This window comes from Pedobacter sp. GQ55 (genome assembly GCF_059758925.1).
Map to the genome: position 1 here is coordinate 150552 of NZ_JCAXEI010000003.1, position 14316 is coordinate 164867.

At 39.3% G+C, this 14316-nt stretch carries 13 protein-coding genes; 8 read left to right on the plus strand and 5 right to left on the minus strand.

From position 1 onward, the window contains the following. The first annotated feature begins 55 nt into the window (after window positions 1-55). On the plus strand, window positions 56-991 hold the full coding sequence (locus tag AC6CH7_RS09570) for an SRPBCC family protein (RefSeq protein WP_498262481.1): 936 nt from the start codon (window positions 56-58) through the stop codon (window positions 989-991). Window positions 992-1044: 53 nt separating this feature from the next. Here the strand turns inward: AC6CH7_RS09570 and AC6CH7_RS09575 are convergent, their stop codons facing one another. Then, complete coding sequence (locus AC6CH7_RS09575) at window positions 1045-3510, minus strand: glutaminase family protein (protein ID WP_498262482.1); 2466 nt, start codon at window positions 3508-3510, stop codon at window positions 1045-1047. A gap of 114 nt (window positions 3511-3624) precedes the next feature. Next, on the minus strand, window positions 3625-3990 hold the full coding sequence (locus AC6CH7_RS09580) for a winged helix-turn-helix transcriptional regulator (protein WP_498262483.1): 366 nt from the start codon (window positions 3988-3990) through the stop codon (window positions 3625-3627). A gap of 74 nt (window positions 3991-4064) precedes the next feature. Here AC6CH7_RS09580 and AC6CH7_RS09585 point away from each other — a divergent pair, with 74 nt between their 5' ends. Then, entirely contained in the window at window positions 4065-5489 is a 1425-nt protein-coding gene (locus AC6CH7_RS09585; protein WP_498262484.1) for an MFS transporter, read from the plus strand. Here AC6CH7_RS09585 and AC6CH7_RS09590 read toward each other — a convergent pair. The 3 genes from AC6CH7_RS09590 to AC6CH7_RS09600 are packed head-to-tail and all read right to left on the minus strand — an operon-like array spanning window position 5486 to window position 6539. Continuing rightward, window positions 5486-5680: a winged helix-turn-helix domain-containing protein gene (locus AC6CH7_RS09590; protein WP_498262485.1), complete on the minus strand. Its 195-nt coding sequence runs from the start codon at window positions 5678-5680 to the stop codon at window positions 5486-5488. The genes AC6CH7_RS09585 and AC6CH7_RS09590 overlap by 4 nt on opposite strands. Continuing rightward, a complete protein-coding gene (locus AC6CH7_RS09595; RefSeq protein WP_498262486.1) occupies window positions 5670-6170 on the minus strand; it encodes a response regulator transcription factor in 501 nt (166 codons plus the stop codon). The genes AC6CH7_RS09590 and AC6CH7_RS09595 overlap by 11 nt, the downstream gene beginning before the upstream one ends. Window positions 6171-6194: 24 nt before the next feature. After that, complete coding sequence (locus tag AC6CH7_RS09600; RefSeq protein WP_498262487.1) at window positions 6195-6539, minus strand: sensor histidine kinase; 345 nt, start codon at window positions 6537-6539, stop codon at window positions 6195-6197. A gap of 173 nt (window positions 6540-6712) precedes the next feature. Between AC6CH7_RS09600 and AC6CH7_RS09605 the strand changes: the two genes are divergently transcribed. The 6 genes from AC6CH7_RS09605 (at window position 6713) to AC6CH7_RS09630 (ending at window position 14304) form a co-directional block, all read left to right on the plus strand. Beyond that, a complete protein-coding gene (locus AC6CH7_RS09605) occupies window positions 6713-7306 on the plus strand; it encodes a hypothetical protein (RefSeq protein ID WP_498262488.1) in 594 nt (197 codons plus the stop codon). Window positions 7307-7429: 123 nt separating this feature from the next. Next, window positions 7430-7915 (plus strand): YdeI/OmpD-associated family protein, encoded by a 486-nt coding sequence (locus tag AC6CH7_RS09610; protein WP_498262489.1) that lies wholly within the window; start codon window positions 7430-7432, stop codon window positions 7913-7915. A gap of 48 nt (window positions 7916-7963) precedes the next feature. Continuing rightward, a complete protein-coding gene (locus tag AC6CH7_RS09615; RefSeq protein WP_498262490.1) occupies window positions 7964-8356 on the plus strand; it encodes an acyl-CoA thioesterase in 393 nt (130 codons plus the stop codon). Between the two features lie 513 nt (window positions 8357-8869). After that, a complete protein-coding gene (locus AC6CH7_RS09620) occupies window positions 8870-12040 on the plus strand; it encodes a SusC/RagA family TonB-linked outer membrane protein (protein ID WP_498262491.1) in 3171 nt (1056 codons plus the stop codon). Between the two features lie 8 nt (window positions 12041-12048). Beyond that, window positions 12049-13587: a RagB/SusD family nutrient uptake outer membrane protein gene (locus tag AC6CH7_RS09625; protein WP_498262492.1), complete on the plus strand. Its 1539-nt coding sequence runs from the start codon at window positions 12049-12051 to the stop codon at window positions 13585-13587. A gap of 33 nt (window positions 13588-13620) precedes the next feature. Then, window positions 13621-14304, plus strand: coding sequence for a hypothetical protein (locus AC6CH7_RS09630; protein WP_498262493.1), 684 nt, complete (start codon window positions 13621-13623; stop codon window positions 14302-14304). Window positions 14305-14316 lie beyond the last annotated feature (12 nt).

The following is a 14316-nucleotide window of genomic DNA, read 5'->3' on the forward strand; positions in this document are numbered from 1 at the left end:
AAGCATCTGGCAAATGATGCAGGAATATATTTTTTAGATAATAATTCTTACGACTATGAAAAATGAAGATTTCACAACAACGATTTTAGTTGATGCCGCAGCACCGGATGTTTTTAGTGCTATTAATAATGTACGTGGCTGGTGGTCTGAAAATATTGACGGAGACACAGACAAACTTAATAGTGAGTTTTTATATCATTACCAGGATGTCCATCGCGCCAAAATGAGGATCACTGAGTCTGTTCCCAATAAAAAAGTGGTTTGGCATGTGCTCGACAACTATTTCAAATTCACCAAAGATGAGACAGAATGGAAAGACACTAATGTGGTTTTTGAAATCTCTGAAAAAGATGATAAAACGCAATTGAAGTTTACACACCAAGGTTTAGTGCCAGATTATGAATGTTTTAATGTTTGCCACGATGCATGGACACATTATATACAAGATAGTTTGAAAAATCTTATTTTGACAGGTAAAGGTGATGCAACACCTAAGGATGTAGAAGAGGGAACTCTTAAAACACAATTGCCAGCGAATGATCTTTCAGCAGAAGAAATAGCCACAAAAAGGATATATCACAAATTACTTATTGAAGCACCGGTAGAAAAAGTTTATGGTGCCTTAACCACCCAAAAAGGCCTGTCAGGCTGGTGGACACCTGAAACAATTGCAAAACCTGAAGTTGGCAGTGTTGCGAGGTTTGCATTTGGGTCGAGCTATTTTAAAGAAATGGAGATAACCGAGCTTAAACCATACAGTAGCGTAAAATGGCTTTGCCTTAAAGCATACGAAGAGTGGGTGGGTACCACGATTACTTTTGAATTGGAACCTCATCGTAAAGGATCTTCGCTATCTTTTCATCATGATGGGTGGGCCGCATATACCCCTGAATTTGCCGGCTGCAGTTTTGACTGGGCGCTTTTTCTGAGGAGTTTGAAATTGCTTTGTGAAACTGGCAAAGGGATGCCATATCCGGATTTTAATAAGTAAAAGTCATTGAAAATTCTGTGCCAGTAATGGCACAGAATTTCAACAAAGCCGATTTATTTTCCTTTCAGTTTGTCTGAAAAAAGTTTCATATAAAATCCACCAACCACACTTCTTGCTTTAAAGTTGTCGCGGATACCGGTATTGGAGTCATAAAAATCGTTCAAAGGAACGCGCGATTCCGTTTCGATGGCGTGTCTGTAAACCGGTTTTACCAATGCTTCAAATTCCTTCTCCGTTGAAGCAAAAGTCGCTGTCCATAAGATCCAGTCATTTTTAGTATATGCCTTTCTGCTGTCCAACGGTAAACCGAATTTGTTTTGCTTTGTCAGGTAATATTTAATTTCGGTATCATAAACCTTCTGTGGAAATAAGTTCAGACCCAAAACTTTATCCCATACGAGGTTATACTTCTGGCTCCAGGTGTTTTTGTTATCAAAAGTCAAGGCATAATGATCACCCGCGTCAGCCATTTCAATCCATTTAGGAACCATGCTCTCAGCTATTGCTCTGTATTTCTTGGCAATTTCGGTGTAACCCAGTGTCTCTGCCATTTGTGCATAGCTGGCAATTCCTACAATTGCTTTTACTGATAAGTTTGCATTTCTTGCCAGGTGGCCTGCAAAATCATCCGTACACAACTGCGTTTTAGGATCCAATCCTTCTTTGGTCAGGTAATCTGCCCAGATAGTCAAGGTTTCCCAATGCTTTTTTGCATAGTTTGCATTACCCTGTGCCTTGGCAATCGCTGCCGTAAGGATAATCATATTGCCCGATTCTTCAACTGGCATCGGCTCCCCGTAAGTTTGGCCGTTAGCCAATGGGTATGTACCCAAATCGTGTGCGGCCCATGGATGAGGATATTTGCCGCTTTCGCTGAAATAAAATATACCGTTCAACATACCTTGCAGTAAAGCAGGATTGTAAATCAGATAGAGCGGGGCAGAAGGGTAAGTTACATCAACAGTATTGATGAATCCACCACTGTTGTTTTCTTTAGATAACCATAAGATTTCACCCTCAGGACTTTTTACTAAGGTGTGTGCTGCAATACTCTGACGATAGCCGAGTATGCACAGGTGTGCATATTCCTTGCCACCAGATTTAAGTGCATCTGCATATACTTCTTTGTTAAAAGTCTCACATTTTTGCATTACCTCTTTATACTGGTTAGCTGCATCGGTCAATTGACCTTCCATGGTCTCCTTCCCAGAAGTGTTCCACCAAGGTCTCAGGTCTCTCTTAAAATACTGAATTGCATAAACCTCGTCATAACCGAGCTCAACAAAACGCACTACTGGTGTTTGTCCAACAGTTCCAAAAGGAACAACTGTATTTAATGCAAGGGATTTGCCGCGAGAGGCTGTCGAAGCTGAAGATCCGTTTCTGAAAGCATCAGCAGCAGAACTGCCGTTGGTTATAAACTGTACCGCGTTGCTGGATTTAGGAGCAGCTACGTAGAAATAACCCCAATCGATACGCATATCATCAGCGCCTTTTTGAAGAATCGGTTGTTCTACCGTACCTGCTTTCAGGATCGACAATTTAGCTGTTGAGTATTTTTTTGCACTAATTTCCTGCGAAGGTTTATATACTGCGATGTTTGAAGAAGCGCTTAGAAAAACTTTTACTGAGTGTGTTTTCTTGTCGTTTGCTTGTACATTATAAGTGATGTAAGAAACAGGACGGGCCAGTAATCCTAAATCATTCAAGAGCAGAGGCGAAGTAAAGGTGACTTTAAGATCTACTTTACCACAGGTAAAATCGTAGATCGTTTGTGTAGCAGTGACCTCTACATTTTTCTGATTTGCCAATTGAATCTTGGCCGCATTGTCCTTCAGTTTATCTGCCAAACCAAAGTCCAGATACCTGCCCCCTGCTGAGTTGGCCAGGTGTATGGCGATCACGTTCTGGCCGGTTTTTAGATCACTTTTGTCTAATGGGAAATACTGGAATGTATTGGTCCAGCCTTCTTTTTGATAAACCTTTTTGCCATTTAAATATACTTCAATATTGTCATCATGGTTCATTTTTAACAGCAGTTCATTAATGCTGGCAGTATTAGCAATATTAAATACTCTTCTTACCCAAATGTCATTAGATTTCCAAAGTGTTTTTACTTGTTTGGCATCATCTCCAATAGGAGCCGAGCCCGATTTCCAGTCGCTGGCAGCATATGTAGCAGACTTCCAGTCGCCCTGAGGTGCCGTTTCAGTGTATTTTACTGTATAAGGAGTTTCATCGGAAGTACCGAGTATAGTTTTATAGTTTGCCTCTTCCTTACCCAGGAAGCGATAGATATTACCGTCTACATTGATCAGGCCCAGGAGTGAATGATCTGCACCTGTCCAGTGAGTGGTAGTAGATGCATTGAGCTGGTCGGTATTTGACCAGATACTGAAATTAGGATTGTGCGTGATTAACGGGTAGGATGGAGCTTTCCTATCCTGGGCCTTGGTTTGGCTTATTGCGAAAAAGCAAGCCAGTAAGCCCAGGACTTTTAATTTGTTGGATTTGTTCATTTTTGTGTATATAGTTGATTTGTATTGTTAATTTGGATTGTAAAATTAAGGGATTGAAGTTTGTTGGGACTGTGCTTCTGTATCAAGTTTTCGCGTATGCGTCTCAATTTCCGTCTATTTTGAGGACTGGCAATAGGTATTGCCCCATTTATTTAACAACTCAATAATCGGAACAAGGGTTAAACCGAGCTCACTCAACTTATATTCTACTCTTGGTGGAGATTCTGCATAAACCGTCCGTAAAATGATGCCATCACGCTCCAGCTCGCGCAATTGTGTGGTAAGCGTAGCCTGGGTAATATCAGGCATCTTCTTTTTAAGTGCTCCAAAACGTTTCGGACATTCCAATAAAATAGCATTCAGGATCAGCAGCTTCCATTTACCGCCAATAATACGAAGCACTTTTGTCATCGGGCAGTTATATTCGCCGGTTTCCTCTTTTGCAAATGGCTGTAAATCAATATTCGTATCTTTTTTCATACCTGGTATCTTTTTTAAAACTACTTGTGGACCTGTCTCAAAGACTTCAATTTTGCTGACTAATTTAACCAAAAATGAGCAGACAAATTTCAAAATGGTTTCTATTGACAATTATCTCATCTTCTATTTTTTTAGCAGTTATTGATATTTTTATTGTTAATGTAGCCCTACCCTCAATACGTAAAGGCATTAATGGTTCTGATGGTGACATCCAACTCGTTATTGCATTATACCTGCTTGGCTATGCGGCCTTTCTCATCACTGGAGGGCGGGCGGGTGACCAATTCGGGAAGAAAAGGGTTTTTCTGAGTGGAATGATTGCTTTTACCGTTGCTTCTGCCTTTTGTGGCATTTCTCAAACTGCTTTTCAGTTAAATCTAGCCCGTTTGCTGCAGGGCATCAGTGCCGGCTTTATGATTCCCCAAGGTATTTCCTATATCCAGGTGCTTTTTCCAGATCCTTTGGAACGTATAAAAGCTATTAGTATTTATGGAAGTATTGCCGGCTCAGCGTCTGTTATCGGACAATTTTTAGGTGGTCTATTGCCCGATCTGCATTTCATTGTGGCAGGCTGGCGCCTTCTTTTTCTGATCAATGTTCCCTTGGGACTAGCTTCAGTTTTGCTTGCAGTAAAGTTCCTGCCAAGCCGGAACAGTCAGGCCAAAGAGAAATTCGATTATTCAGGGGTGCTGCTCCTCACATTAACTTTAATGGCTTTAATCTACCCCTTGATCCGCGGCAGGGAGTTAGGCTGGCCACTTTGGAGCCTGCTTTGTCTCGCAGGATCTTTGCCATTGTTACTTTGGTTTGTTTATGATCAGAAACAAAAACTCAACCGAGGAGGATACCCCCTCATCGACATGAAACTGTTCGCCTTCAAAGATTTTAACATAGCACTTTGGGCTGTATTGTTTTATTTTATGGTACAGGATTCTTATTTTCTGCTCAATGTGATCCTGTTGCAAACAGGATTTGGAATTAGTTCTACAGAAGCGGGTCTGTTCTTTGTATTGCAGGGGCTTGGTTTTGTGGTTGCATCCCTGATTTCAATTCGGCTGGTACCCAGATATGGAAAAAAAGTATTACAGGGTGGAATACTGATCATGATTATTGCCAGCGCGTTGCATATCGTTGTATTCAATTCGGTCGACATTAACCGGTTTATTGCTTATCCTGTTCTGTTTATATATGGGCTTGGTTGTGGTTCGGTGCTTCCATCATTGATGACAATGGCATTAAAAAGCATACCTACAAAATTTGCCGGTGCTGCCTCAGGTACTTATGCCACTTTTCAGCAAACCGCTATTGCACTCGGTATTGGAATTATTGGTGGCTTATTCTTTTCTCTGGCAGGTGAAAAACCTTCTGCTATTACTTATTTAAAAGCTTACCAGACCGCCATGTCCGTCAATATGTTCTTGCTTGTTTTAGTAGGTTTGTTTTTAGTATTGCTCCCCGAAAAGAAAGCCGTGGCTGCAAGTGCAAACTTCTCCCATTAATCGTTGATGATTAATTTATAACCGACTCCACGAATATTTACAATTTCAATATTTGTATCGTGCTTTAAATGTTTGCGTAATTTGGTAATAAACACATCCATACTTCTGGCAGCAAAAAAATTGTCCTCTCCCCAAAGATAGTCTAAAGCTAATTTTCTGGCTAGCACCTGATTCTTGTTCTCAATCAGCATCTTTTAATAAGGATGCTTCACGAAAAGACAGCTTTACACTTTCATTACCTAATGTTAATTCCTGTATGGTGTTGTTAAATTCATAATTGCCAATACTAAAATTTTCAGTTGGCAGGCTTGTTTTGTGTTTCTCTGAACGACCTAATAACGACTTCACCCGTACAATAAGTTCTTCCATACTAAAAGGCTTTTTCAGGTAATCGTTGCAGCCCAATTCGAATCCTTTGATTACATCTTCGGTCAATGACCTCGCTGTTAGAAAAAGAATTGGTACTGCGGTATCAATCTTTCGGATGTCTTCGGTTACCGAGAAGCCATCTTTTTCGGGCATCATCACATCCAGAATACAGATGTCTGGTTGAAAACTTCGGAAAACTGAATAAGCCTTAATCCCGTTTTGCACCCATGATACCTCAAAATCTCTTGTTTCGAAACTTTCTTTTATGATCTTTCCTAAAAAGGGTTCATCTTCTGCTAATAATATCTTCAATTTAACCATTTTGATGTTTCATTGTTATACAGGCACTGTAATGATAAAAGAAGTGCCTTTAGCTATACTACTTTTTAGTTCAATGGTGCCATTATGTTTTTTTACAATCCCCGCAACATAATTTAATCCAAGACCAAATCCCTTTACATTGTGAAGGTTGCCTGTAGGAACACGGAAAAAGCTATCAAATACCTTATCATGATATGCCTCAGGAATGCCGATGCCATTGTCTTCGATGACTATCTCCAGCAAGCTTTCATCGGCATTTAATCCATAGGTGATCTCGATCTCAGGAGGTTCATCTGTATATTTTAGACTATTGTCGATCAGGTTATAGATTACATTTGAAAAATGATCTGTGTCTATCATAGCTTCAGTTTTTCCTGTAATGGGTCTAATGGATAAGCTTGCTTGTCGTTGCTCAAGCTGGGGTCGCATATTGGTTGCCACATCATTTATGAGTTTGCCAATGTTCTTTTTTTGCAGCTACCTCAAATACTATTGCTTCAAGAGAGATAACCAATAATATCTCAAGTACAGTATTGTTACCTTATACAAATGATGTAAGTGCATTTAGTGCAAGTGCAGGGTTCAGTAAATATATTTTTGCATTGGGGGCAACAACAGGAATTAAAGCAACATGGGGTACCACACGTTTTAATCAGTTTCTTAATGAAACCTTGTTGCCTTACAAGAATATTGCCTTTACCATTCAGCCAAGTATAGAAGTTCGCTTATGGGATCAGATCAGCTTGAAATACGAAGGTTCAGGGTCGTGGATTACAAGCAACCCTTTAAACAGTACTTCTGCGGGTAATCAATATAGCCAGCGCATCCGTCAATTTGATCAAACATTTAGCTTGGGCTATTCTCCAATTAAAAATACCTTTTTACGACTCAGTAGCAGGCACCAGTATACAAGTCAGCAACGAATGGAAGATATCCGTTACTTCTTTGCTGATGCGAACATTAGGTATAAAATACAAAAATGGCGGACAGATATTGAACTGGATATTACAAATCTTGCAAATATTAAAGCGTACAATACCTACAGTCTATCTGCCAATCAGTTCGGGTATAACCATTATAATCTAAGAGGAAGGATGACAGTACTTAAGTTTTTATTTAATATTTAGATGCTGGATGATACCAGGACAGATCTCTCTATGGGCATCAGTTTTAAAATAAAGTTAATATTCTAAACCAAGTTTAGTTATTTTTACAATAAATTGAATCCACGATCATCAGATTTTTTATAAATGTCAAAAGCAGCACTCATTGAAGGAACATTTCTGCTGGAGAAGATACCGGGTAAAGGCGGGTGGACGTATGTGAGGCTCCCGGGAGTTAGCTCAGATTATAGAGGGAAATTTGGGACTGTTAAGGTGAGTGGTACTATCGATGATTATGAATTGATTAACTATGGTTTGATGCCCATTCGGGACGGTGGACTGTTTCTTCCGATAAAAGCAGAGATCAGGAAAAAGATAGGCAAAAAAGAAGGTGATAAAGTATACGTGCTATTATACGCAGATGCTGAAGATATACCTATGGCTATGCCCGAAGATCTTTTAGTATGCCTTCAGGATGAACCTGAGGCTTATCAAACTTACCAGAGCTATACTGAAACTGAACGCAAAGCTTTCCTCGATTGGATCGGAGCAGCAAATCAGGATGAGGCACGGGTACGACGCATTGCCCAGACAATAGATATGCTATTGAATAAGCAAATTGTCAAATATTAGCCGGTTGTACTTTAAAAACCCAAGTAATGTTATGATCTTTATCGTAATATGAAAGACTATATTTTTGAAATTCAACTTAAAGTGAGGGATTATGAATGTGATATACAAGGGGTCGTAAATAACGCGGTGTATCAGAATTATTTGGAGCATGCAAGGCATGAGTATCTTCATTCGAAGGCAATTTCATTCAAGGAACTGACGGAAAAAGGTATTTTATTAATGGTGTCCAGAATAGAAATGGATTTTAAAAATTCCCTCACTTCGGGAGATGTCTTTTCTGTGAAAGTGCGAATTGAAAGACAGGGTGTGAAGATGGTATTTTTTGAAGATATTTACCGCCTGTCAGACAATGCATTGTGCCTTAAGGCTAAAGTCGAAGCGATAGCAAAGATAAATGGTAAGCTTACCCGGGGGGAGATCTTTGATACTTTAAATCTTTAAAAAAGTAGGTAACCATTAAATGATTTTCTTAACCCCTGGAATTAATAAAATAAGTGATCCAAGTACAAAACTGCCTAATACTATAAATGGTGTCACAACCAGAAGTTTTATTGCAGGTTCAATGGCCCAATTTCTTATTGCTAGGGTGAAGTCAACAATACTTTAATCACACTGGCCATTGGATGGCGTGGATCTGGTAAAGAAAAAATATCAATAAATTTGTGTATATATAGAATGTTGTTAATATTTATGGTGATTTAAGTTAAATAACTTGTGTATTTTTAGTTTTTGTGATTTTATATGTGTTTTTAGGTGCATATTTGTGTTTATATTTGTTTTTTTTAAAAAATAATAAGTATTTTAAGGTTAATAACTTGTAGTATTTCATGATTGTTTATGAATGTTGGTATAAAATCATCAAAATTCGGCCATCAGGAGATAAGATATGGTGATTGTATGTGAAAATTAGATGATAAATTTAAACTTCTATTAACGAAGTAAACAACTAAATTTATGCATCAAAATTTTACCAAAACCACAACCAAAGTTTTATTTGGATTTTTTTTCTATCTGTTAATTCCTTGGCAATCCTTTGCACAGAGCAACCTTACAGGTACAGTCCTGGATGAAAGTGAAAAACCCATTCCAGGTGTTACCATAATGGAAAAAGGGACTAAGAACGGGACAATGACAAATGCTGAGGGGAAGTTCTCTTTAAGACTTTCTAAATCAAATGCCATTGTTGTCGTAAATATGATTGGCTACGAATCCAAAGAGTTGTCTGCAGAGGGCAAGACGACACTGAATTTTAAACTCAAGGAAGACAACCAAACACTGAGTGAAGTCGTGATGGTTGGGTATCAAACCATCAGCAGGAAGAAATCTACGGCAGCAATTTCCAGCATCTCTGCTAAAGAATTAGCGAATTTACCAACCTCAAGTTTCGATCAGCTTTTACAGGGCCGTCTAGCAGGGGTTAACGTTCAGAATTTCACAGGATCTCCGGGTGCTGCTCCTACCGTTGCCATAAGGGGTAACTCACAAATCAGCAGGGGTTATGACGAATACAATGTAATAAATTCTCCTTTATATGTAGTGGATGGAGTACCACAACCGTCAGAAGAGTTTGTTGGCCCTGGAACGGGAACCGGAACAAACTACCTGGCTGGCCTAAACCCCACAGACATTGAGACAATCGACGTCTTAAAAGATGCTTCGGCAGCGGCAATTTATGGATCAAGGGGGGCAAATGGAGTAATTATGATTACGACCAAGAAAGGCTTAAGTGGTGAGCCAAGAATTACCTTGGACACCTACGCCGGAATCGTAGAACGCCCGGAGCTACGAGACGTTACTCTTGGCGCCGAGGAGCGAAGACAGAAGATGGAAATCCTGCGTAGACAATTGACTTATGCAGATCAAAGAAATCTTCCGGCAATTTTAACAGACAGCTTGAATCCTGCGTACAACGCAAATACGGACTGGCAGGATCTTTTTTATCGAACCGGTAAAATTAGCAATATTGATTTGGGTGTTAGCGGCGGAAGCGAAAGTGGAATCGCCTATCGTTTTAGCGGAGGAGTTTATAACGAAGATGGAATTGTGAAAGGAACAGGGTTCGGTAGGTATTCTGGCAGGTTAAATTTGACAACACGCGCACTAAAGCAAAAATTACTCATTAATCCAATGTTTTATTTTTCAAGAACGGACCGAGCCAGAGGAAATGGCGATCCAAATGACGTAAATAATCCGGTAAGATTAGGTGCCGGTAACATGCCATCCTCTTTAATCAATTTGTCTCCGGAAAAAGCTGCATTTTATTTAGATCCTACCAGTGGGAATTTGGATAAAAATATCACTAATCAGCTTAGCGTAAACTTTAACCTCACTTATGAGTTTACAAAAAATCTGACTTTTAATTCCCAGTCTTCTTTATTATATAATACCGCAAGAAGAGACAGAAGTTCTACGAGCTTATTAAATAATGGTTTTGGTAACTCATCTTCAAGTTACGCAGACGCCTCCATAACACCTAGAACTTCAAACTACTTCAACTACAATAACCAGTTTGGTAAACACAGTATAAGTTTTGTATTAGGCCAGGATTTAGAATATACACAATTTCAAATTACAGAGGCCGCCGGGTATAACGGATCCTCAGATAATATTCAAACTGTTAGAGGGTATCAACAGTCAAGAATTATCGCATCTTCAGATTACCAGGCTTACGGCCTCGTATCTTATTATGCCAGGGCCAATTACGATTATGACAGCAGGTATCTTTTATCCCTCAGTGCAAGAACAGACGGATCATCAAAATTCGGGGTAAATAATAAATGGGGATATTTTCCTTCTGCTTCCGTAGGATGGATAATTTCTGAAGAGAACTTCATGAAAAACAAAAAAAGCATGATATCTCTATTGAAGTTGAGAGCAAGCATAGGACGTTCCGGTAGTTTGCCCAATGCCGATCAAAATTATCTTCAGTACAACCTATATAGCGTAAATAATGGTAATTATTTTGGTAGTAATGCGACTTCGTATAATGGCATAACTTCTATAACCCCTAATTTTACGAATGGTGCAGCACAAAAGAGTTTAAGTTGGGCAAAAGTCACGCAGTGGAACATTGGTACTGATATCGAATTAAACAACGGCAGGTATGCATTATCTCTTGAAGCCTATAATAAAGAAGGGTCTGATCAGCTTTTTGACGTGCTTCTTCCTGTCACTACAGGATACGATTTGGCCACCACGAATGCACTTGGTATACGTAATTCGGGCTATGAATTGACATTCAGAGGAACCCCTATTGAAGGAGCTGTAAGATGGAGTACATCCTTTAATATTGCGTATAATAAAAACAGGATCATGAACTTGCCTAACGGAAACAGGGATCTTGTTTTCAATGGGGATAGATTTGATAAATCTCATATTCTTTCGGTGGGCGGCCCAATCAATGGGTTTTACTTATATAAAACCAAAGGTGTTTATTCAACCATAGGTGATGTTCCGGTAAATCCACTAACGGGAACCAAATACAGCAGTCAGGGAGAATATGGTGCAGGAGATTTCTGGCTAGAAGACCTTGATGGAAATTATATGGTTGATGTTTTCAATGACGGCGTTAATCCAGATAAATTACCGATTGGCGATCCAAATCCGAAATGGACTGGCGGTTTTACCAACACCGTTACTTATAAAAACTGGACGTTGAATGTCTTTGCAACTTTTACGTTCGACCGTGATGTGTTAAACTTATTTGAGTCCGATAGTTTTGCAAATTCTCAGGATGGAAATGCAGTAGGTAACTTCGCAAGTTATTCAACACCCGACTTTAGTAAAATTAAGATCTGGAAACAGCCTGGAGATCAGGCAGCCTATGCAAAATATGACATCGGTACTTACAGATACTATTACACTTCTGCTCAAACCTTTTTTCTTGAAAAAGGAGGGTACTTAAGAATAAGGAGTGTGAGTTTAAACTACGACCTTTCTCCAAACGTATTGAGAAAAATAGGCTTTGGCAAAATAAGGATCTTTGGCGTTGTAGATAATTTAGCCATGTTCCAGCAATCTAATAAATTACCAGACGCAGAGGCTGTTAATGGATACGGAGAATATAAGGGTAGCGGGTATCCAATACCTAAGAAGTATACATTAGGTCTTAATCTTCAATTTTAATTCGAATAATGATGAAAAACATAGTTAAAAATTTTGGTATTGCAGGCTTGTTAGTAGCTATGGCGGCAACCAGTTCCTGCAAAAAGCTGCTTACTCAAGAACCTAAGAATTCGACATATCAACAGGTGTTCTGGAAAACCGCATCAGATGCGCAAAGTGCCATTGCAGGTAATTACGCTTTATTGAGGAATGCTTTTACCGATAAAGAAAACAGATATTATATGTATGGTGATGCCATCGCCAAAAACTATTTTACCATGCAATATAATGGTGACGGTTTAGAGGGTATACAAAATGGAGACTTCACCTTTCAGTACAACTTGAATACACTCGGTAACTATACAAATTATTACAAATCAATTGCGATGTCAAATATTGCATTGGCGAATATTGACAGGATGACTTTAGATCAGTTGAAAGATGCCGAAAGCCCTTCGCAATTCAAGAGAAATATGATGGGGCAGGCATATTTTCTTCGTGCCCTGAGTTATTTCGCTATAGTTAGGGTTTGGGGAGATGCGCCAATTGTAACGGAGGCATATGATGATCCCATTACAGCACCGCAATTGCCAAGGAGCAACAAAGTACTGGTGATGAAGCAAGTTGAAGAAGATTGCCATAAAGCCATTGAACTATTGACATGGACTTACTCCAACACCGTAGACGCGAAAGTAACAGCGAATAGGGGCTCCGTTTATGCTCTTTTAGCGCACCTTTACCTATGGAGGGCAACAATGACTGATCCAGCGACCAACACACCAGATTTAACGGATGTAAATAGTGCAGATACGGCCATTAATGTTTTACTGTCGAGGGGCGGGTATCGCAATACGATTATTACTCCGGCTGATTCTGCCAAGTATAAAGATACGTTCATAGGAAGATCAAGTGAAGGGATCTTTGAATTCAATATGAGCGAAAATACACTGGAAGGATCTGCTGCAAATATAGGCACGAGATTTCTCAATAGTAGCTACATCAATAACTACCCAAGTGAAGGAAGATTCTTTGTCGTGCCCCGATATCTGACAGATAACTTCGGTGCAGATACTTCAGACATTCGTTTTCAGAAAGGATTTGCACTGAGAAGCAGTCTTAAACCCATCAGTCTCAAATATGCGAACGTAATCTATCGCAATCCAGGCCAAAAGCTCGAGCCTTACCTGAGTAATAATATGATCATTTTCAGGTTAAGTGACATGCAATTGCTGAAAGCGGAAATTGCTCTATACAAAGGAGATGCAGCTACAGCTACAACAATCATCAATGGTTTCAGAATTAGGCATAGCAGAAGTCCGGAATTGGTCCCTGAAGGAGAGAGTGTAGACTTGGTAATGAATGAATATATCAAAGAGCGAAGTAAGGAGCTGTTTCTTGAAGGTCACTTGTATTATGATTTATTAAGAACAAGAAAATATGACCAGATCATTGACTGGCTAACGGCGGATAGATTTAGAAGAGAAGGCTATTACTTTCCAGTTGATCCGGCATTATTTAGGCAGAATCCAAATTTAAAACAGACCAGTTATTGGTTAGGCAAGGTTTAGCCGAAGTAAATAGAATTTATAAAGCAGAAAAATATGAAAAAATATATAAGTATATGTGCCGTATTTTGTATCCTTAGTGTTGCTTCATGCAAGAAAAATGACTACAAAAACGATGGTGGTTTAAGTAACGCTTATGTTGACATGACCACATATGACTACCTTGCGTCGAACCCACAATTTGATTCCCTTGTTAAAGTGATCGACAAAGCAGGCTTAAAGGACGCAGTTAATGGGGATGTAACATTTTTTGTAACTACAAATTATGGGATCGTTGATTACGTTAGAGCCAAAAAGAACGAGAAAGCACAAGAAACTGGAAATGAGAACTTTGACTTCGGTATCAAGGATATTCCATCACAGGAATTAAGCGATTCCTTAAAGACCTACTTATTTGCAGGAAAAATCAATAGAGATCAGATTACCGTTTCAGGTAAATTGTACAACAGTCTGTTAGGGCCTAAGCCGGACATTCAATATATGATTAAAATGAGAAGGTCTTTCGATTATGGTAATTACATTAACTACGTTGATTATGTAAATTATGTCAAAGTTATTGGCTCAGTTGACGCAGATGAGCTCGATCAGGCAACTATTCCTGATGCGGAGCTAGATCAGTACGTAGAAGTCCAAACTTCTGGACTCATCACCAAAACGGGGATTATCCATGTGCTAAGTGGAAACCACCGGTTGTTTTTTAATGCCATGTCCACTGAATAAATAAATCTACAG

Excerpts from the sequence above, each read along its gene's own strand:
- AC6CH7_RS09570 (WP_498262481.1), top strand. The coding sequence starts at position 56 with ATGAAAAATGAAGATTTCACAACAACGATTTTAGTTGATGCCGCAGCA.
- AC6CH7_RS09575 (WP_498262482.1), bottom strand. The coding sequence starts at position 3,510 with ATGAACAAATCCAACAAATTAAAAGTCCTGGGCTTACTGGCTTGCTTT.
- AC6CH7_RS09580 (WP_498262483.1), bottom strand. The coding sequence starts at position 3,990 with ATGAAAAAAGATACGAATATTGATTTACAGCCATTTGCAAAAGAGGAA.
- AC6CH7_RS09585 (WP_498262484.1), top strand. The coding sequence starts at position 4,065 with ATGAGCAGACAAATTTCAAAATGGTTTCTATTGACAATTATCTCATCT.
- AC6CH7_RS09590 (WP_498262485.1), bottom strand. The coding sequence starts at position 5,680 with ATGCTGATTGAGAACAAGAATCAGGTGCTAGCCAGAAAATTAGCTTTA.
- AC6CH7_RS09600 (WP_498262487.1), bottom strand. The coding sequence starts at position 6,539 with ATGATAGACACAGATCATTTTTCAAATGTAATCTATAACCTGATCGAC.
- AC6CH7_RS09610 (WP_498262489.1), top strand. The coding sequence starts at position 7,430 with ATGTCAAAAGCAGCACTCATTGAAGGAACATTTCTGCTGGAGAAGATA.
- AC6CH7_RS09615 (WP_498262490.1), top strand. The coding sequence starts at position 7,964 with ATGAAAGACTATATTTTTGAAATTCAACTTAAAGTGAGGGATTATGAA.
- AC6CH7_RS09620 (WP_498262491.1), top strand. The coding sequence starts at position 8,870 with ATGCATCAAAATTTTACCAAAACCACAACCAAAGTTTTATTTGGATTT.
- AC6CH7_RS09625 (WP_498262492.1), top strand. The coding sequence starts at position 12,049 with ATGATGAAAAACATAGTTAAAAATTTTGGTATTGCAGGCTTGTTAGTA.
- AC6CH7_RS09630 (WP_498262493.1), top strand. The coding sequence starts at position 13,621 with ATGAAAAAATATATAAGTATATGTGCCGTATTTTGTATCCTTAGTGTT.